The organism is uncultured Eubacterium sp. (genome assembly GCF_934525195.1).
Taxonomy (GTDB): domain Bacteria; phylum Bacillota; class Clostridia; order Oscillospirales; family Acutalibacteraceae; genus Eubacterium_R.
Map to the genome: position 1 here is coordinate 62585 of NZ_CAKSZA010000002.1, position 17372 is coordinate 79956.

Sequence of the window (17372 nt, forward strand, 5' to 3'; positions counted from 1 at the left end):
TTATAAGGAGGTTTTTATATGGCAAAACCCGTTGTGGCTATTGTCGGCAGACCGAATGTCGGCAAATCTACATTGTTTAATAAGTTAATAGGCTCAAGACTTTCTATTGTAGATGACACTCCCGGTGTAACAAGAGATAGGATTTATGGCGATTGTGAATGGCTAAATCACAATTTTTTGCTTGTTGATACAGGAGGTATTGAGCCGTACAGCACAGATGTAATTCTATCCCAAATGCGTACTCAAGCAGAAATTGCTATCGAAACTGCTGATGTAATTATTCTTGTTACGGATTTGAAATGCGGCGTTGTTGCCTCTGATATGGAAGTTGCCTCAATGCTTCAAAAGAGCAATAAACCTATTGTGCTTTGCGTAAATAAGTGCGACAGTATCGGTGCACCTGACCCTGAATTTTATGAATTCTACAATCTTGGTTTGGGCGACCCTATTGCCGTTTCTTCAGTTCACGGTCACGGCACAGGTGATTTGCTCGATGAAGTTATCAAATTTTTCCCTGAACAAGAAGAGGAAGAGGTTGAGGACGAGGAAATTATCAATGTTGCTGTTATTGGCAAACCAAATGTCGGCAAATCATCGCTTATAAATCGTATCAGCGGTACGGACAGAGCGATTGTCAGCAATATTGCCGGCACAACAAGAGATACAACAGATACCTATATTGAGAATAAATACGGCAAGTTTAATTTTATTGATACTGCGGGACTTCGCAGAAAAAGCCGTGTGAATGACAGCATTGAAAAATATAGCATTATCCGTGCCAGAATGGCTGTTGAAAGAGCTAATGTATGTGTTATTATGATTGACGCAACAGAAGGCTTTACAGAGCAGGACAGCAAGGTTGCAGGCATTGCAATCGAACAGGGTAAGGCTTGTATTATTGCGGTTAATAAATGGGACGCTGTTGAAAAAGACGGCAACACTATGAAAGAGTTTAGAGAAAAACTTTCTGTTGATTTTTCATTTATGAGCTATGCGCCATTTATTTTCATTTCTGCAAAAACAGGCATTCGTATTGACAAACTTTATGAAATGATTGTTCATGTTCATTCTCAAAACTCAATGCGTATTTCAACAGGCAAACTCAATGAAGTTCTCGGAATTGCTACCGCAAGAGTTCAACCGCCTACCGATAAGGGAAAGCGTCTTAAAATTTACTATATGACTCAGGCGTCTACAAGACCGCCTACATTTGTTTTCTTTGTAAACAACAGCGAACTTTTCCATTTTTCATATCAAAGATATTTGGAAAATCAAATCAGAGAAATTTTCGGTCTTGACGGAACTCCTGTTAGATTTATCGTCAGAGAAAGAAATGAGGGTAAAAAGTGATAGCTTTCAAATTTATCATTATCGCCGTAATTTCGTATTTGCTCGGCAGTCTTAATTTTGGCGTTATTCTTTCAAGAGGTATGAAAAACGAAGATGTCAGAAATTCGGGTTCCGGAAATGCAGGCACAACAAATATGATGCGCACCTACGGTAAAACTTTGGGTTTGCTCACAATAGCAGGTGACATTTTAAAGGTTGTGCTCGCTATTTGGCTCGCATTTAGGATTGTTTCTGTTGAAGAACTCAAAATGACTCTCGACAGCGCCTCCGATTATCCGCAGGTGGTTCTGAAATCCTTTGCAGGCTTGTTTGCCGTGCTTGGACATATCTTTCCTTGCTATTTCAAATTTAAGGGCGGCAAGGGCGTTGCGACAAGCGGCGGAATGGTTATTGCGATTGATTGGCGAATTGCTCTCATATTGCTTGCAATTTTCGCTTTGACTATATTGATAACAAAATATGTCAGCCTCGGCTCAATCTTGATGGCGATTTTCTATCCTGTGTTTATCGGAATTTTTTACAAAGATATTATTCTTGTGCTCATTGCTCTTGTGTTTACGGTTATAGTGGTTGTGGCACATAGAGAAAATGTAAAAAGACTTATTAATCATACAGAAAACAAAATCGGTTCAAAAAAGAAAAAGAAAGAGTAGGCGAGCCCTCCTCTTTCTTTTTTTACTATTTTATAAAACAAAAAAATAAGCTGTTCGCAATGAACAGCTTTATCTTTTGCGTATCTCTTACGCTCTTTCAACCTTACCTGAACGAAGGCATCTTGTGCAAACATAAACTCTCTTTGGAGATCCGTTTACGATAGCCTTAACTCTCTTAATGTTTGGTTTCCATGTTCTGTTTGATCTTCTGTGTGAGTGGGATACCTTGATACCGAAGGACATTTCCTTACCACAGTATTCACATTTAGCCATTTGCGAACACCTCCTTAATAATTTACAACGGAAATATAATAACAGAAAGTTACATAAATTGCAAGCATTTTTTCAATAATTTTTTTAATAGTGATATTTATGGTATATTTGTACTATATTTTCTTGATTTTATATACCATATATAGTATAATATATCTGTTAAATTCAAAATATATTTCGGAGGAATAATCAATGGCTGTAGATAAAAAAGCAAATGATAAAAAAACCGCCCTTGAATCCGCGTTAAAGCAAATTGAAAAGCAGTATGGACAAGGTGCTATTATGCGTCTTGGCGAAAGCACACATTTAAAGGTTGACGCTGTTTCAACCGGTTCACTCACACTCGACCTTGCAACAGGTATCGGAGGACTTCCAAAGGGAAGAATTATTGAAATATACGGCCCTGAATCATCAGGTAAAACCACACTTGCACTTCACTGTGTTGCAGAGTGTCAAAAGCTTGGCGGTGAGGCAGCATTTATTGACGCAGAACACGCACTCGACCCTGGATATGCAAAAAATCTTGGCGTTGATGTTGATTCGCTTTTGGTGTCACAGCCGGATAACGGAGAACAGGCACTTGAAATCACCGAACAGCTTGTAAGAAGCGGTGCGGTTGATATTATTGTTGTCGACTCAGTTGCGGCTCTTGTTCCTCGTTCGGAAATTGAGGGCGATATGGGTGATTCTCACGTTGGCTTGCACGCAAGACTTATGTCACAGGCGCTTCGTAAACTTACAGGTGCAATCAATAAGTCTAATTGTATCATTATCTTTATCAATCAGCTTCGTGAAAAAGTTGGCGTAATTTATGGCAACCCTGAAGTTACAACAGGCGGTCGTGCACTCAAATTCTATTCTTCAATGCGTATTGATGTAAGAAAGATTGAACAGCTCAAGGCACCGGGTAATGAGTTTATCGGTTCAAGAACAAGAGCAAAGATTGTTAAGAACAAAGTTGCTCCGCCGTTCAAGCAGGCTGAATTCGATATTATGTACGGAACCGGTATTGATAAAATCGGTGAAATTGCAGACCTTGCCGTAACACTCGGTATCGTTTCAAAGGGCGGTGCTTGGTTTACATACGGAGAGGAGCGTTTCCAGGGTAAAGAAAAGTTCAAGGATTATATCAAATCAAATCCTGATGTTCAGGCAGAACTTGAAAAGCAGATTAAGGATATTTTGGCAAACAATGAGGCTGACGAAGCTGTTTCGGCTGATGAGCCTGAAGCACCAAAAGCTCCTGTTACTCAAACAAGAGCTGCTGCAAGAGCAAAGCTTGACATCGCAATAGACGATGATGAGGATTAATGAAAATATCTCATACAAAGGGCAGAGGCAAAAAGATTCATATTTTTGTTGATGACGAATATACAATAACAACCGATATTGATTTCTGGGCAGAACATTTTTTTAAAGACGGTCAAGAAATAACCGAGGAGCAATGGCAGGAACTTTGCAATGGGATTTATTATAAAAAAGCCGTTGACAAATGCTATGATTTGCTTTCAAGGCGTGACCATTCCGTCAAAGAACTTAAAACAAAACTTCTTCGTACGGTTGATGAAGAAAACGCCGACAGAGCAATAGAAAAAATGATTGATTACGGATATTTGGATGATGAAAAATATGCAAAAAATCTTGTGAAATATCTGTCCGAAACAAAACGTATGTCAAAAAATCATATCAAACAGGAAATGTATAAGCGAGGTGTGCCGAGCGACATCATCGCATATACTCTTGAAGATACGGAAATTGACAATGTGTCGGCTGTTGTTGATTTGATTTTTACAAAATACAGAAACAAATTAGACGCTCAAGACGGTAATAAAAAAGTTATAGCCGCCTTGATGAGAAAGGGATTTTCATATTCTGACATAAGGGAAGCCTTTGAAAGAATTGAAAATGAAGAATACGATTAATGGCAATGGGTTATAAAGTCGGAATGATATCTCTCGGTTGTCCGAAAAATCAGGTGGACGGCGAGGCTCTGCTTGCAAAACTTGCACATGCAGGGTACCAAATTGTAAATGAAATTGAAAATTCGGATGTGATGATTGTCAACACTTGCGGATTTATCGAAGACGCCAAGCGTGAAGCTATTGATACAATTCTTGAAGTTGCACAGTACAAGGAAGCAGGGCTGATTTCCGCAATCGTTGTTACGGGTTGTCTTGCCGAAAGGTATCAGGACGAAATCTTAAAGGAAATGCCGGAGGTTGACGCAGTTATCGGTATCGGTGCAAATTCCGATATTGTTAAGGTGTGCGACAAGGCTCTGTGCGGCATTAAAACATCGAATTATCCGAATAAGTGTTATCTTCCGCTTGATGATGAAAGAGTGCTTTCTACGCCTCCTCATTGGGCATATTTGAAGATTGCCGAGGGATGCGACAACAGATGTGCTTATTGTGCTATTCCGGGTATCAGAGGCAGTTTTCGTTCAAGAACAATTGAGTCTGTTGTTGATGAAGCAAAAAACCTCGTAAATCGTGGAGTTAAAGAAATAATTTTAGTTGCACAGGATACAACTAAATATGGACAGGATTTGTACGGCGAATATTCACTCGACAAACTTTTGAAAGAACTTGTTAAGATTGACGGACTTGAATGGATTAGACTTTTCTATTGCTATCCACAGAGAATTACCGACAGCCTGATTGATGTTATTGCAAAAGAAGATAAAGTTTGCAAGTATATTGACATTCCGCTTCAACATTCCGACGCTACTGTTCTCAAGAATATGAACAGAGTAGGGGACGGAAACGATTACAGAGTGCTTCTCAATAAAATGAGAAAAGCTATTCCGGGCTTGGCACTTCGTACAACATTTATGGTCGGCTTCCCCGGTGAAACCGACGAGCAGTTCGAAAATCTTTGCGATTTCGTAAAAGATATGAAGTTCGACAAAATGGGTTGCTTCACTTTTTCACCTGAAGAGGACACTCCTGCTTTTGATATGAAAAATCAAATTGATGAAGATGTCAAGAAGCGTAGACAGGAAGTTTTGATGAACGCTCAATTCTTCATTACCGAGGCTTCAAACAAAAGCAGAGTCAGCAATGTATACAAGGTAATTGTTGATTCTTTTGCAGACGGAAAGTATACAGGTCGTTCTTATATGGATTCGCCTGAAATTGACAGTGGAATTATTTTTACTTCAAATAAAGAACTTAATATCGGCGACTTTGTTGATGTTAAGATTACAGATTTTGACGGATATGATTTGATAGGAGAACATTATGAATTTACCTAATAAAATTACAGTTTTCAGATTTTGCTGTATACCTTTTTTGTGGCTGTTTTCTCTTTGGCAGTTCAGATACCATTGGGTTGCCGCACTTTTGGTATATTTTATAGCTTGTGTCAGCGATACCGTTGACGGCAACATTGCAAGAAAAAGAAAACTTGTAACTGATTTTGGCAAGCTGATGGACCCGCTTTCAGACAAGGCTCTTGTGCTTGCGGCATTTCTTATTCAGATAAATCTCGGAATCAGAACAGATATTGTCATTATGATTATGATGGCAAGAGAATTCCTTGTTGCAGGTATGCGTATGGCAGCCACAGTTGAGGGCGAAGTTATTGCCGCCAATGTTTTTGGCAAGGCAAAGACATTTATTCAAATGGCAACAACGGGTATGACCTTCTTGCTCCTTGCTATTATGGAAAAAGACGGGGAAATAATTATCGCCACAAACGGCTTTAATGCTCCGCAATGGCTCACTGTTTACTGCACAATTGCTTTTTGGATTGCAGGTATAGTTACGGCTTTGTCGGGTATAAAATATACAGTAGATGGCTGGAAGCATATTAAAACAAAATAATTCCGTTATTTTGAATCGATAAAAAATTAAAATTTATGCTTGCATTTTTTTGAAAAATGAATATAATGTATTTAAAGGCTGTGATTGGGAGAAGTAACAGTTTTCCGCCTATTCAGAGAGCAAACGGTCGGTGAGAGTTTGTATAGGTCAAATTGTGAAATGCACCCATGAGCTTCTCAAAGGAATTTTAGTATTTTGAGACGGCAGGCACCGTTATCCGCAAAGGCTATATTGGTAGCTTGAGTATAAATCAGAGTGGAACCGCAGTATTACTGCCTCTGTCGTTTGACAGAGGCTTTTTATTTTTTTTGAAAGGCGGATTATTAATGTTCAAACAATATAAAGAAGATATCCAAAGTTTTATTGACCACGACCCGGCAACAGATAATCCGTTAGAGATTATTTTGCTTTATCCCGGCTTTAAAGCACTTCGTTCTCATAAAAAAGCACATTGGTTTTATAATCATAAAATGCCGTTTCTTGCAAGAGCAATCAGTCAACGCTCCGCACATAAAACCGGTATAGAAATTCATCCGGGTGCAAAGATTGGCAGACGAGTTGTAATTGACCATGGTCACGGTATCGTTATCGGCGAAACCGCAGAAGTCGGCGACGATGTTATGATATATCAGGGCGTAACTCTCGGCGGTACGGGTAAAGATATAGGCAAACGCCATCCTACCGTAGAAAGCGGTGTAATGATAGGTGCGGGTGCAAAGGTACTCGGACCCATCACAATCGGAAAAAACGCTAAAATCGCTGCCGGTGCGGTTGTGGTTAAGGATGTTGAACCTAACTGTACGGTTGTCGGTGTTCCGGGTGAAATTGTCAGAATTGATGGTGAAAGAGTCGATGATTTGGATCAAATCAATATTCCTGACCCGATTATGAATGCAATCAGAAAAAATGAGGAGCAAATCAGAAAGCTCCAGGGAGATATCAAAGAATTAAAGGAGATTGTTAATAATGAAAATATTTAATACAATGTCAAGACGAAAGGAAGAGTTCGTTCCTGTTGATCCTAATGAAGTAAAGATTTATGCTTGCGGACCTACCGTATACAACTTTATTCATATCGGTAATGCAAGACCGCTTTGCGTATTTGATGTACTTCGCAGATATTTGGAATACAGGGGATATAATGTAAAATTTGTTCAGAATTTTACCGATGTTGATGATAAAATTATCAAGAGAGCAAATGAAGAAAACAGCACTTTTGAAGAAATTTCAGAAAAGTATATCAAAGAATTTTGGACTGATGCGCACGGTCTTAATTTTAAAGACGCTACCGTTCATCCAAAGGCAACAGAGAATATTGATGAAATTATAGAAATTATTAAAACTCTTGAAGAAAAGGGTTATGCTTATGCCGTTGACGGAGATGTTTATTACAGAACATTAAAATTTAGGGATTACGGCAAACTTTCTCATCAGCCTATTGACGATTTACAATCGGGTGCAAGAATTGCTGTCGGAGATAAAAAAGAAGATCCACTTGATTTTGCTTTGTGGAAAGCCGCAAAAGAAGGCGAACCTTACTGGGATTCTCCATGGGGCAAAGGCAGACCGGGTTGGCATATTGAATGTTCTGCAATGAATAAAAGATACCTCGGTAATACAATTGATATTCATTGTGGCGGTCAGGACCTTATTTTCCCTCATCATGAAAATGAAATTGCACAGTCAGAGGCTGCAAACGGTTGTATGTTCTCAAAATACTGGATGCACAACGGTTATATCAATGTAGACAATGTAAAGATGAGCAAGTCACTCGGCAACTTTAAAACTGTTAGAGAAATTGCCGATGTTTACGGCTATGAGGTAATCAGATACTTCCTTATTTCTTCACATTATCGTTCACCGATTAACTATAATCTTGAGATTATTGAGCAATGCAAGTCTGCACTTGAAAGACTTTATAACTGCCGTGAAAGCCTTGATTTTGCCATCAAGAATGCAAAGACAGATATTGCCGATGATGAAGAAATTATTTCTTTGATTGACAGCAGAAAAGAGCAGTTCATCAATTCTATGGATGATGACCTCAACACAGCTGACGGCATTGCTGCTGTATTCGATTTGGTAAGTGACATCAATACAAAAATCATCAACAAGGATGTATCAAAGAATGTTTGCCAAAAGGCTACCGATATGTTTGACGAGCTTACAGGCGTTTTGGGACTTGTTTATAACAGAAAGTCAAATGACATCAATGACGATATTGAAAAGCTTATTGAGGAGCGCCAGCAAGCAAGAGCCAACAAAGATTGGGCAACTGCCGACAGAATTCGTGATGAACTAAAGGCACAGGGCATCATTCTTAAAGACACACCTCAAGGTGTAACTTGGATTAAGGAATAAAACTATGGTTGACAGGGTTAAATTTAAGGATGTCGAGGTTTCACGATTAGGGCTTGGCAATATGCGTTTGCCATGCAAAACCCCGATAAAAAGAGAGTCAAATCCTCTCATTGATTACGACAAGGCACAACAAATAGTTGATATGGCATATAAAAACGGCGTCAATTATTTTGATACTGCGTATATGTATCACTGTGGCAAAAGTGAGAAATTTATTGGTCAAGCACTTAAAAAGTACCCAAGAGACAGTTATTTTTTAGCTGATAAACTTCCGATTTGGATGTGCAAATCTCCTGCCGATATGGAAAAGATATTCAACAAACAGCTTCAGCGTACCGGAATTGATTGTTTTGATTTCTATCTTCTTCATTCGCTTGATAAGGATAATTTTGCAAAGTGTGAAAAATACGGCGCTTACGATTTTGTTCTTAAAAAGCAGGCAGAGGGATTGGTTAAAAATATCGGCTTTTCATTCCACGGAACAGTTGAAGATTTGAAGAAAATCATTTCTGCACATCATTGGGACTTTGCTCAAATTCAGATGAACTACCTTGATTGGAAAAATCAGGACGCAAAAACGCAATATCAAATTTTGACCGATGCAGGTATTCCTATAATCGTTATGGAACCTGTAAGAGGCGGAAAACTTGCGGATTTGCCGAAAGATGCAGAAACTCTTTTGAAGAAAAACGCTCCCGAAAAAAGCGTTGCTTCTTGGGCTATGAAGTTTGTTGCAAGTTATGACAATGTCATCACTATTCTTAGCGGTATGAATTCATTGGAGCAAATGCAGGATAACGTCAATACTTTGACTGATTTTGTTCCTATGAATGAAAATGAATTCAAAGTTTGCGAGAATGTTGCGTCTATCATTAATAAAATCGACATTATTCCGTGTACGGGTTGCGATTATTGTGCCGACTGTCCAAAGAGTGTGAAAATCAGCACGATATTTGATGTGTATAATAAGCTCAAAACAGGGGATTACACCGAATTTCAAGCCAAGAATAAATACAAAAACATTGATGTGAATCATACTGCTTGCGTAAAATGTGGCAAGTGCAAGGAGCATTGCCCACAGGGAATTGACATTCCGAATGAGTTGGCAGGAAAAATCAACGATTTGTTTTCATAATTTAATATGACTAAAAAAAAGAGCAAACCTCAATTGGTTTGCTCTTTAATGTTTTTCGTTTTATTTTACAAGTTCTGCCATATCATACATACCGGCTTCTTTGCCTGCCATAAATACAGCAGCATTTACAGCGCCGACAGCGAAAACTTCTTTTGATCTTGCCGAGTGAGAAAGTGTGATAATCTCATCTCTGCCTGCAAAAATAATTTCGTGCTCACCAACGATTGTTCCGCCTCTGATTGAATGAATACCGATTTCGTTCTTTGTGCGCTTTTCACGCTTTGAATGACGGTCGTATTCATATTTCATACGGTTGTCGAGTTCCTCATTGATAGCATCTGCAAGCATAAGCGCAGTGCCCGAAGGAGCGTCAATCTTTTGATTATGATGCTGTTCAACAATTTCGATATCGAACTCATCACCCAAAAGTGCAGCCGCTTTCTTTGCAAGAGTTGCAAGAAGATTGATGCCCAAGCTGTAATTGTATGTGAAGAACACAGGACATTCTTTTGAAGCATCTGCAATCTTTTTCTTTTGGCAATCGTCATAACCTGTTGTAGCAATTACAAGAGCAGTTTTTGTGTTCTTGCCATATTCCAAAAGATTTTCAAGAAGTGACGGGTTTGAAAAGTCAATAACAACATCTGCTTCTTCTTTTACATCCAAAATGCTTTCGTAAACAGGGAAGTCGGTCATATTGTTGTTGAACTTGTCAACACCTGCAACGATAGTTGCATCATCACGGTTCGCAACAATGTTTTGGATTACTCCACCCATTTTACCACAGCATCCTGATAATATAATTCTTGTCATTTATACTTCCTCTGAAATCTTATTTTATAAGTCCGTACTTTTGCATAACGCTCTTTACATATTCTGTGTGTTCATCAGTCATTTCGCAAAGAGGCATCTTGCAAGGTCCTGCTGCCCAGCCCATCATATTGCAAGCAGCCTTTACAGGAATTGGGTTAACTTCAACAAACATAGCGTTTGCAAGCTCAAGATAATCAGCCATCATCTTTGTGCACTTGTTTGCATCGCCGTCAAGATAAGCCTGAACCATATCGTGAGTTTCCTGTGGGCAAATGTTTGAAAGTACAGAGATAACACCCTTACCGCCACAAGCCATAACTGCAGGGATTTGGTCGTCGTTACCGCTCCAAATGTTGAGGTCATCACCGCAAAGTGCGTGAATCTTCATAACCTGACTGATGTTGCCTGATGCTTCCTTAACACCATTGATTCTTGGAAGCTTTGAAAGTTCCTTGAGAGTTTCAGGAGCGATGTTTACACCTGTTCTTGACGGAACATTGTAAAGAATGATAGGTACATTTGTTGCATCATGATACATTGTGTAGTGCTTGATAAGACCCTTTTGCGTGCACTTGTTGTAGTAAGGAGTAACAAGAAGTAAAGCGTCAACGCCATATTCGCAAGCCTTTACAGCAAGTTCAAGTCCACATTCTGTGTTATTTGAGCCGGCACCTGCAATAACAGGTATTCTGCCGTTAACATAATCAACACAGAATTTAATTGCTTCAAGGTGGTGAACGGTTCTGAGAGTTGAGCTTTCACCTGTTGTACCGCAGATAACAATAGCGTCTGTGCCGTTGTCAATCTGCCAATCAATAAACTTCTTAAATTCATCGTAATTAATGCTGAAGTCATCATTCATAGGAGTAATGATAGCAACAGCTGAACCTGTAAATACCGGATTCTTCATAATAGTATATTCTCCTTAATAGATTAGTCAAAATAACCTTCAGCGGCAAGCAATTCTGCAAGCAATACTGCACCGCCTGCTGCACCACGAAGTGTGTTGTGAGAAAGACAAACAAACTTGTATTGATACTGTGTGTCCTCTCTGAGTCTGCCGATAGAAACTGCCATACCGTTTTCAAGCATACGCTCTGAATGAATTTGCGGTCTGTCAGGCTCTGTGAAGTAGTTGAGGAAATGCTTTGGTGCAGACGGAAGCTCAAGCTCTTGTGCTCTGCCCTTAAAGTTGTTCCAAATATCAATCATTTCTTCTTTTGTTGGCTTCTTTTCAAAGTTTACAAATACTGCGCCGAGGTGACCGTTTGAAACAGGAACTCTGATGCACTGTGCTGTAAAGTTAGGCTTTGTAGCGTTTTCAATGTGGTCGCCTTCGATTTTACCCCAAAGTTTGAGAGGCTCTTTTTCGCTCTTCTCTTCTTCGCCACCGATGTATGGAATAACATTGTCGATCATTTCAGGCCATGTTTCAAATGTTTTACCTGCACCTGAAATAGCTTGGTATGTGCAAACCAAAACATCTTTTACACCGAACTTGTCGTGAAGAGGGAAGAGGGCAGGAACATATGACTGAAGTGAGCAGTTTGACTTAACTGCGATGAAACCACGTTTTGTGCCGAGTCTCTTTCTCTGTTCAGGAATGATGTGGATATGCTCAGCATTAAGCTCAGGCACAACCATAGGAACATCAGGAGTGAATCTGTGAGCAGAGTTGTTTGAAACAACAGGGCACTCGTGCTTTGCGTATTCTTCCTCAAGAGCCTTGATTTCGTCCTTTTTCATATTTACTGCACAAAATACGAAATCAACCATTGAAGTGATTTCTTCAATATCGTTGGTAGCGTCCATAACTACCATTTCTTTATATTTATCTGCAAGCGGTGTGTCCATACACCATTTGTTGCCGATAACCTCGCCATAAGGTTTGCCTGCCGATCTTGATGATGCTGCAAGCACAACAACATTGAACCATGGGTGATTTTCAAGCAAGGTCATAAATCTTTGACCTACCATACCTGTGGCACCTACGATGCCGACATTAAATTTTTTCATAAATAATTCTCCTTAGAACTTGTATTATTTATCATTTTGCAATATAATAGACAAAGTGCAATTCGCACAAGATAATTTAGTATATATAATATCACTATTTATATATGAATGTCAATTAATAATTATATAAATTTGGAGAATATTTGATGAAAACTTCTGACTTTTATTATGATTTGCCTCAAGAACTTATCGCTCAGACCCCAATGGAGCCGAGAGATATGTCAAGACTTATGGTTATTGACAAGAATACAGGCGAGATAGAACACAAAATCTTTAGAGATTTAACCGATTATTTAAGACCCGGCGACTGCCTCATTTTGAATGATACAAGAGTTATTCCTGCAAGAATTTACGGTGTGAAAAAAGAAACAGGCGCTGTTGTTGAATTTTTGCTTTTGAAGCAAAGTGAAAATAATGTGTGGGAATGTCTTTGCAAACCCGGCAAAAGAGCAAAGGTCGGTACATCTTTTGTGTTTGGCGATGGAATTGTTGAATGTGATGTTATAGATGTAACCGATGACGGCAACAGAAAGGTTCAATTCAAATGCGATTCCAAAGAAATATATACAATATTGGACAAGATTGGCAAAATGCCTCTCCCACCATATATTACGGAAGAACTCCAAAATGGTGAATTGTATCAAACCGTTTATTCAAAAGAACTGGGTTCTGCGGCAGCTCCGACAGCCGGTTTGCACTTTACCGAGGAAATGCTCAAACAAATTGAAGATAAAGGTATTAAGATTGGCTATGTAACGCTTCATGTAGGTCTTGGTACATTCAGACCTGTAAAGGTTGACGATGTTACAAATCACAAAATGCACAGTGAACATTATCATATCAGCAAGGAAACCGCAGATTTGATTAATGATACAAAGAAAAACGGCGGCAGAGTTATTGCGGTTGGTACAACAAGCACAAGAACTCTTGAATCTGTCGCAACCAAAAACGGCTGTATTTGTGAGGACGAGGACGACACTTCAATTTTTATCTATCCGGGATACGAATTCAAATGTATTGACGGCTTGGTAACAAATTTCCATTTGCCTGAAAGCACATTGATTATGCTTATTTCGGCGTTTGCAGGTTATGACAATGTAATGAATGCTTACAAAATCGCAGTGAAAGAGAAATACAGATTTTTCTCATTTGGCGATGCGTGCTTCTTTGCAGATATAAAATAAGGAGTTAATATGGGATATAAATTATTAAAGACAGAAAATAAGGCAAGACGAGGCGAATTCTCAACTGTTCACGGCACGGTTCAAACCCCTTGTTTTATGAATGTTGCAACTGTTGCCGCAATAAAAGGCGGTCTTTCAACTGTTGATTTAAAAGAAGTCGGCGCACAGGTTATGCTTTGCAACACCTATCATCTTCATGTAAGACCTGGTGACGACAAGGTCAAAACTCTTGGCGGACTACATAAATTTACAAATTGGGACAGACCGATTTTGACCGATTCGGGTGGATTTCAGGTTTTTTCTCTTGCAAAGCTCAATAAGATTACCGAGGAAGGAGTTACTTTCAACTCTCATGTTGACGGCAGAAAAATCTTTATGGGGCCTGAAGAAAGTATGCAAATTCAGTCAAATTTAGGCTCTACAATCGCAATGGCTTTTGATGAATGTGTTGCAAATCCTGCAAAGTACGAATATTCAAAAGAGGCTTGTGCCCGTACTTTAAGATGGCTTGAGCGATGCAAAGTTGAGATGGACAGACTTAACTCTTTGCCTGACACAATCAATAAAAATCAAATGTTATTCGGAATCAATCAGGGTTGCACCTTTGATGATTTGAGAGTTGAGCATATGAAAGAAATTGCAAAGTTGGATCTTGACGGTTATGCTATCGGAGGCCTTGCAGTAGGTGAGCCGAAAGAGGATATGTATCGAATTATCTCTGCCGTTGAACCGTTTGCTCCTGTTGATAAGCCAAGATACCTTATGGGTGTCGGTACTCCGGGTAATATTCTTGAGGGTGTCGGCCGAGGTGTAGACCTTTTTGACTGCGTTATGCCTGCAAGAAATGCCCGTCACGGTCAGCTATTTACTAAAAAAGGTATAATTAATATCAACAATGCCAAGTATATCCTTGACGACCATCCGATTGATGACGAATGCCAATGTCCGACTTGTCGCAATTATTCAAGAGCTTATGTTCGACATCTTCTTAAAGCAGGAGAAATGCTTGGTATGCGTCTTGCGGTTATGCATAATCTTTATTTCTACAATAACCTTATGACCGAAATCAGAGAGAATATCGACAATAATTCATTTGAAGATTACAAAAACGAATATGTTGACAAATTGGATACAAGAATTTAAAATAGTTCTTGCAATTATTTGACAGATACTATATAATTGTAGTACTTAATGTATTTTAGGAGGAAAAAAATGACTTCAATATTATTAATGCAAGCAGCACAACAGTCGGCTAATCCAAAGGCAGGTTCAACATCTTATATTATACTTATGGTGGTACTTGTTGCCGTTATGTATTTTATGATGATTCGTCCACAAAAGAAGCGTCAAAAGGAAGAACAGGAAATGCGTTCTTCTCTTGAAATCGGCGATGAAATCATTACAATCGGCGGTATCGTTGGCAAGGTAGTTACAATCAGAGAAGAAGATTTGATTATCGAAACAGGTGCTGACAGAAACAAGATGAAGATTCAACGTTGGGCTGTAAACACAAATGTCACCAAGACAGAACAGCACAAGAAAGAAGTTGAAAAGGCAAGAGAAGCTGCCAAGGAAAAGAAAGAAGCTAAAAAGTCAGGCAAGAAGTCAGACAAATAATTAGTGTAATAAACAAATCAACCCCCGAATATCTTGTAATAAAGAATATTCGGGGGATTTTTTTATGAAAAAAACTGATAGTGTACTTTTAGGATTTGTTCTGAAATCTGTATTTTTATCAATTGTTTTTGTCGCTTTCTTGACCGCAGTTTTTACTAAATTAACAATGATGTTTGATTTAGACATTTCTTATTGTTCATATTTTGGATATGTCGTTTTATTTATTGCAAGTTTTGCTACAGCTTTTTTAACAACGATAAATTTTAAAAACAGCCTTGTTTTAATGTGTATATTGTCAAATATTCCTGCTATAATACTCTCGGTAATAAATTCTATTATAAATAAATCGTTTTTTCAGCTTGTAATATGCGCTGTGATTATTATTGTTGGGAGTTTGCTTTCGGCAATCATAAATGCAAAAAGAACAAGAAAGTTTAAGGTATAAAAATGAAAAGTATTGTTGTTTCAAAACAAAAATTTAATTTTGAAAATTTTGTAGAAAGTAACCGTCAATTCATTTATCTTTTGCTGATATATATTGCAGGAGTTTTGGCAGGTTCATTACTTTTCAGAAGCCTTGAACTTTCAAAATTTTCGAATCTTTTGAGTGATTTTTTAACAATAAAAAGCGACAGTCTGCTTTCCGTGGTAATTGACAGACTGTCGGTTTATTTGTTGATTTATACCATAACGATTTTGCTTGGATTATGTATCATCGGTTTTCCGATAATAAATGCCGTACCGTTTCTTTGCGGATTTGAAATCGCTGTGAAAATAGCATTTTATTATAATATGTATTCGCTAAAGGGGATAGGGTACTCACTTTTGATGATTGTTCCCGAAGCTTCGGCATTTATGGTGATTTTGTTTTTTACAATTTCGTCTTCAAAAGAACTTAGCAAAAATATTTTTGATATTTCACTTCAAAAAAACAATGAAAAACAGCTTGTTTTAAAGGATTATCTAAAATCATTTTTAATTTATGGAACTGAAATTACGGCAATATCATTTGTAAATTCACTGATTATATTTTTGCTGAATTCAATAATTAAGATGTAAATTTAGGCTTGTTGTTAGCAAGTGGATTTGAATCGATTGCCTGCTTTGAAGCGTCACTTTGAATATGTGTGTAAATTTCCGTTGTGCCAAGATTTTCATGACCAAGAATTTCTTTGAGAACAAGGACATCAACATTTCCGTGTTGATACATCAGAGTGGCGGCAGTATGACGAAGTTTGTGTACAGATAAACCTCGACCCCCAAGTCCTGCTTTTTCAAGATTTTTAGTGACCATAATCTCAACCATTCGAGGACTGATTCGTTGGTAACGACTGCTAATGAAAAGTGCTTTGTCCTTGACCTTGTCGTTTGGTCTGACTTTCATATATTCGGTTACGGCGTCAATACAGGCTTGGTTGAGATAGACAGTTCGTTCTTTGTTGCCTTTACCGGTTATAACAAGAGTACCGTCGGATTTAATGTCGGAATAGTCAATCGAAACAAGTTCTGCAAGACGCATTCCGCAATTCAGGAACAGGGTAATAATCGCAAAATCTCGTTCTTTATACTTTCCGTCTATTACAGAGAGTAATTTTTGCGCTTCTTCTAAAGTTAAATATTTTGGAAGAGATTTTTTGGTTTTAGGTGCATCGAGGTTTTTCATAGGGTTGACTGAAAGCAAACCAAGGTTGTCCGATAGGTAACTAAAAAATCGTCTGATGCACACAACACGGCGAGCACGGGTTGTTTCGTTGTTGCCACGAACATTTTTGCAGTACACTAAAAAGGTATACGCATCATTTAATGTTATACCTTTGATAAAGTTTATATCAATTTGAGATAAATCAATTTCGTCATTAGGCGTGGTGTCGGAGCAAAGTCCTTTGTGTTTTGCCATAAAACGAAAGAATGTCCTCAAATCGCTTGCATATTCTGTTACGGATAAAGAACTGTGTCCTTTGATTGCTTCAACATATATCAAATAGTCTTGCACCAAAGAGGGCAGTTTTGCAAAATCTTCTCGTTTCAAGAGTTTGATTTTGATTAACAACCTTTTGATATTTCGCAAAATTAATATTTTGCGAAATAAAGGGAAGTTATTAATCGTTTTTCCTTTCAATTTATTTAGATTTAGGTATATTTT

The 17372-nt window shown here is 38.3% G+C and carries 19 protein-coding genes and 1 other annotated feature; of the genes, 14 read left to right on the forward strand and 5 right to left on the reverse strand.

The features are described from left to right. The first annotated feature begins 18 nt into the window (after positions 1 to 18). Both der and plsY read left to right on the forward strand, forming a co-directional pair. Positions 19 to 1350 (forward strand): ribosome biogenesis GTPase Der, encoded by a 1332-nt coding sequence (der, locus tag Q0E03_RS02285; protein ID WP_297129057.1) that lies wholly within the window; start codon positions 19 to 21, stop codon positions 1348 to 1350. Further along, positions 1347 to 2003 carry a glycerol-3-phosphate 1-O-acyltransferase PlsY gene (gene plsY, locus Q0E03_RS02290; protein ID WP_297129060.1) on the forward strand — a complete coding sequence of 219 codons (657 nt, stop codon included), beginning with the start codon at positions 1347 to 1349 and terminating at the stop codon, positions 2001 to 2003. Before der ends, plsY begins: the two co-directional genes overlap by 4 nt. Before the next feature lie 87 nt (positions 2004 to 2090). Here plsY and rpmB read toward each other — a convergent pair whose 3' ends face one another. Next, entirely contained in the window at positions 2091 to 2276 is a 186-nt protein-coding gene (rpmB, locus tag Q0E03_RS02295) for a 50S ribosomal protein L28 (RefSeq protein ID WP_078768495.1), read from the reverse strand. Between the two features lie 192 nt (positions 2277 to 2468). Between rpmB and recA the strand changes: the two genes are divergently transcribed. From recA to Q0E03_RS02330, 7 genes are all read left to right on the forward strand, one after another. After that, on the forward strand, positions 2469 to 3587 hold the full coding sequence (recA, locus tag Q0E03_RS02300; protein ID WP_294837517.1) for a recombinase RecA: 1119 nt from the start codon (positions 2469 to 2471) through the stop codon (positions 3585 to 3587). After that, positions 3587 to 4198 (forward strand): regulatory protein RecX, encoded by a 612-nt coding sequence (locus Q0E03_RS02305; RefSeq protein ID WP_297129063.1) that lies wholly within the window; start codon positions 3587 to 3589, stop codon positions 4196 to 4198. The genes recA and Q0E03_RS02305 overlap by 1 nt, the downstream gene beginning before the upstream one ends. Beyond that, positions 4198 to 5532 (forward strand): 30S ribosomal protein S12 methylthiotransferase RimO, encoded by a 1335-nt coding sequence (gene rimO / locus Q0E03_RS02310; protein WP_367270213.1) that lies wholly within the window; start codon positions 4198 to 4200, stop codon positions 5530 to 5532. The genes Q0E03_RS02305 and rimO overlap by 1 nt, the downstream gene beginning before the upstream one ends. Then, positions 5519 to 6103, forward strand: coding sequence for a CDP-diacylglycerol--glycerol-3-phosphate 3-phosphatidyltransferase (gene pgsA, locus Q0E03_RS02315; RefSeq protein WP_297129065.1), 585 nt, complete (start codon positions 5519 to 5521; stop codon positions 6101 to 6103). The genes rimO and pgsA overlap by 14 nt, the downstream gene beginning before the upstream one ends. Before the next feature lie 71 nt (positions 6104 to 6174). After that, positions 6175 to 6386, forward strand: a binding site (T-box leader). A gap of 43 nt (positions 6387 to 6429) precedes the next feature. Then, positions 6430 to 7083 carry a serine O-acetyltransferase gene (cysE, locus tag Q0E03_RS02320; RefSeq protein ID WP_297129068.1) on the forward strand — a complete coding sequence of 218 codons (654 nt, stop codon included), beginning with the start codon at positions 6430 to 6432 and terminating at the stop codon, positions 7081 to 7083. After that, positions 7070 to 8464: a cysteine--tRNA ligase gene (cysS, locus tag Q0E03_RS02325; protein WP_297129072.1), complete on the forward strand. Its 1395-nt coding sequence runs from the start codon at positions 7070 to 7072 to the stop codon at positions 8462 to 8464. The genes cysE and cysS overlap by 14 nt, the downstream gene beginning before the upstream one ends. A 4-nt stretch (positions 8465 to 8468) precedes the next feature. After that, positions 8469 to 9599 (forward strand): aldo/keto reductase, encoded by a 1131-nt coding sequence (locus Q0E03_RS02330; RefSeq protein ID WP_297129075.1) that lies wholly within the window; start codon positions 8469 to 8471, stop codon positions 9597 to 9599. A 60-nt stretch (positions 9600 to 9659) separates the two neighbouring features. Here Q0E03_RS02330 and dapB read toward each other — a convergent pair whose 3' ends face one another. Genes dapB through asd form a run of 3 tightly spaced genes read right to left on the reverse strand, consistent with a single transcriptional unit; the run spans position 9660 to position 12428 of the window. Next, positions 9660 to 10412: a 4-hydroxy-tetrahydrodipicolinate reductase gene (gene dapB / locus Q0E03_RS02335; RefSeq protein WP_297129078.1), complete on the reverse strand. Its 753-nt coding sequence runs from the start codon at positions 10410 to 10412 to the stop codon at positions 9660 to 9662. Between the two features lie 19 nt (positions 10413 to 10431). Next, positions 10432 to 11322: a 4-hydroxy-tetrahydrodipicolinate synthase gene (gene dapA / locus Q0E03_RS02340; RefSeq protein WP_297129081.1), complete on the reverse strand. Its 891-nt coding sequence runs from the start codon at positions 11320 to 11322 to the stop codon at positions 10432 to 10434. A 23-nt stretch (positions 11323 to 11345) separates the two neighbouring features. Further along, positions 11346 to 12428 carry an aspartate-semialdehyde dehydrogenase gene (gene asd, locus Q0E03_RS02345; RefSeq protein ID WP_297129084.1) on the reverse strand — a complete coding sequence of 361 codons (1083 nt, stop codon included), beginning with the start codon at positions 12426 to 12428 and terminating at the stop codon, positions 11346 to 11348. 146 nt (positions 12429 to 12574) lie between these two features. Between asd and queA the strand changes: the two genes are divergently transcribed. The 5 genes from queA to Q0E03_RS02370 all read left to right on the forward strand — a co-directional run bounded on the left by queA (position 12575) and on the right by Q0E03_RS02370 (position 16288). Then, positions 12575 to 13612 (forward strand): tRNA preQ1(34) S-adenosylmethionine ribosyltransferase-isomerase QueA, encoded by a 1038-nt coding sequence (gene queA, locus Q0E03_RS02350; RefSeq protein ID WP_297129087.1) that lies wholly within the window; start codon positions 12575 to 12577, stop codon positions 13610 to 13612. 9 nt (positions 13613 to 13621) lie between these two features. After that, entirely contained in the window at positions 13622 to 14755 is a 1134-nt protein-coding gene (gene tgt / locus Q0E03_RS02355) for a tRNA guanosine(34) transglycosylase Tgt (protein WP_297129091.1), read from the forward strand. A gap of 69 nt (positions 14756 to 14824) precedes the next feature. Further along, positions 14825 to 15229: a preprotein translocase subunit YajC gene (gene yajC, locus Q0E03_RS02360; protein ID WP_297129094.1), complete on the forward strand. Its 405-nt coding sequence runs from the start codon at positions 14825 to 14827 to the stop codon at positions 15227 to 15229. A 64-nt stretch (positions 15230 to 15293) separates the two neighbouring features. Next, on the forward strand, positions 15294 to 15674 hold the full coding sequence (locus Q0E03_RS02365) for a hypothetical protein (RefSeq protein ID WP_297129097.1): 381 nt from the start codon (positions 15294 to 15296) through the stop codon (positions 15672 to 15674). Positions 15675 to 15676: 2 nt separating this feature from the next. Continuing rightward, complete coding sequence (locus Q0E03_RS02370) at positions 15677 to 16288, forward strand: stage II sporulation protein M (protein ID WP_297129098.1); 612 nt, start codon at positions 15677 to 15679, stop codon at positions 16286 to 16288. Here Q0E03_RS02370 and Q0E03_RS02375 read toward each other — a convergent pair. Next, complete coding sequence (locus Q0E03_RS02375) at positions 16278 to 17126, reverse strand: tyrosine-type recombinase/integrase (RefSeq protein ID WP_367270214.1); 849 nt, start codon at positions 17124 to 17126, stop codon at positions 16278 to 16280. The genes Q0E03_RS02370 and Q0E03_RS02375 overlap by 11 nt on opposite strands. Positions 17127 to 17372: the final 246 nt, after the last annotated feature.

Excerpts from the sequence above, each read along its gene's own strand:
- asd (WP_297129084.1), bottom strand. The coding sequence starts at position 12,428 with ATGAAAAAATTTAATGTCGGCATCGTAGGTGCCACAGGTATGGTAGGT.
- tgt (WP_297129091.1), top strand. The coding sequence starts at position 13,622 with ATGGGATATAAATTATTAAAGACAGAAAATAAGGCAAGACGAGGCGAA.
- cysS (WP_297129072.1), top strand. The coding sequence starts at position 7,070 with ATGAAAATATTTAATACAATGTCAAGACGAAAGGAAGAGTTCGTTCCT.
- Q0E03_RS02370 (WP_297129098.1), top strand. The coding sequence starts at position 15,677 with ATGAAAAGTATTGTTGTTTCAAAACAAAAATTTAATTTTGAAAATTTT.
- Q0E03_RS02305 (WP_297129063.1), top strand. The coding sequence starts at position 3,587 with ATGAAAATATCTCATACAAAGGGCAGAGGCAAAAAGATTCATATTTTT.
- der (WP_297129057.1), top strand. The coding sequence starts at position 19 with ATGGCAAAACCCGTTGTGGCTATTGTCGGCAGACCGAATGTCGGCAAA.
- pgsA (WP_297129065.1), top strand. The coding sequence starts at position 5,519 with ATGAATTTACCTAATAAAATTACAGTTTTCAGATTTTGCTGTATACCT.
- rimO (WP_367270213.1), top strand. The coding sequence starts at position 4,198 with ATGGCAATGGGTTATAAAGTCGGAATGATATCTCTCGGTTGTCCGAAA.
- cysE (WP_297129068.1), top strand. The coding sequence starts at position 6,430 with ATGTTCAAACAATATAAAGAAGATATCCAAAGTTTTATTGACCACGAC.
- recA (WP_294837517.1), top strand. The coding sequence starts at position 2,469 with ATGGCTGTAGATAAAAAAGCAAATGATAAAAAAACCGCCCTTGAATCC.
- queA (WP_297129087.1), top strand. The coding sequence starts at position 12,575 with ATGAAAACTTCTGACTTTTATTATGATTTGCCTCAAGAACTTATCGCT.
- yajC (WP_297129094.1), top strand. The coding sequence starts at position 14,825 with ATGACTTCAATATTATTAATGCAAGCAGCACAACAGTCGGCTAATCCA.
- dapB (WP_297129078.1), bottom strand. The coding sequence starts at position 10,412 with ATGACAAGAATTATATTATCAGGATGCTGTGGTAAAATGGGTGGAGTA.
- dapA (WP_297129081.1), bottom strand. The coding sequence starts at position 11,322 with ATGAAGAATCCGGTATTTACAGGTTCAGCTGTTGCTATCATTACTCCT.
- Q0E03_RS02365 (WP_297129097.1), top strand. The coding sequence starts at position 15,294 with ATGAAAAAAACTGATAGTGTACTTTTAGGATTTGTTCTGAAATCTGTA.
- Q0E03_RS02375 (WP_367270214.1), bottom strand. The coding sequence starts at position 17,126 with ATGGCAAAACACAAAGGACTTTGCTCCGACACCACGCCTAATGACGAA.
- rpmB (WP_078768495.1), bottom strand. The coding sequence starts at position 2,276 with ATGGCTAAATGTGAATACTGTGGTAAGGAAATGTCCTTCGGTATCAAG.
- Q0E03_RS02330 (WP_297129075.1), top strand. The coding sequence starts at position 8,469 with ATGGTTGACAGGGTTAAATTTAAGGATGTCGAGGTTTCACGATTAGGG.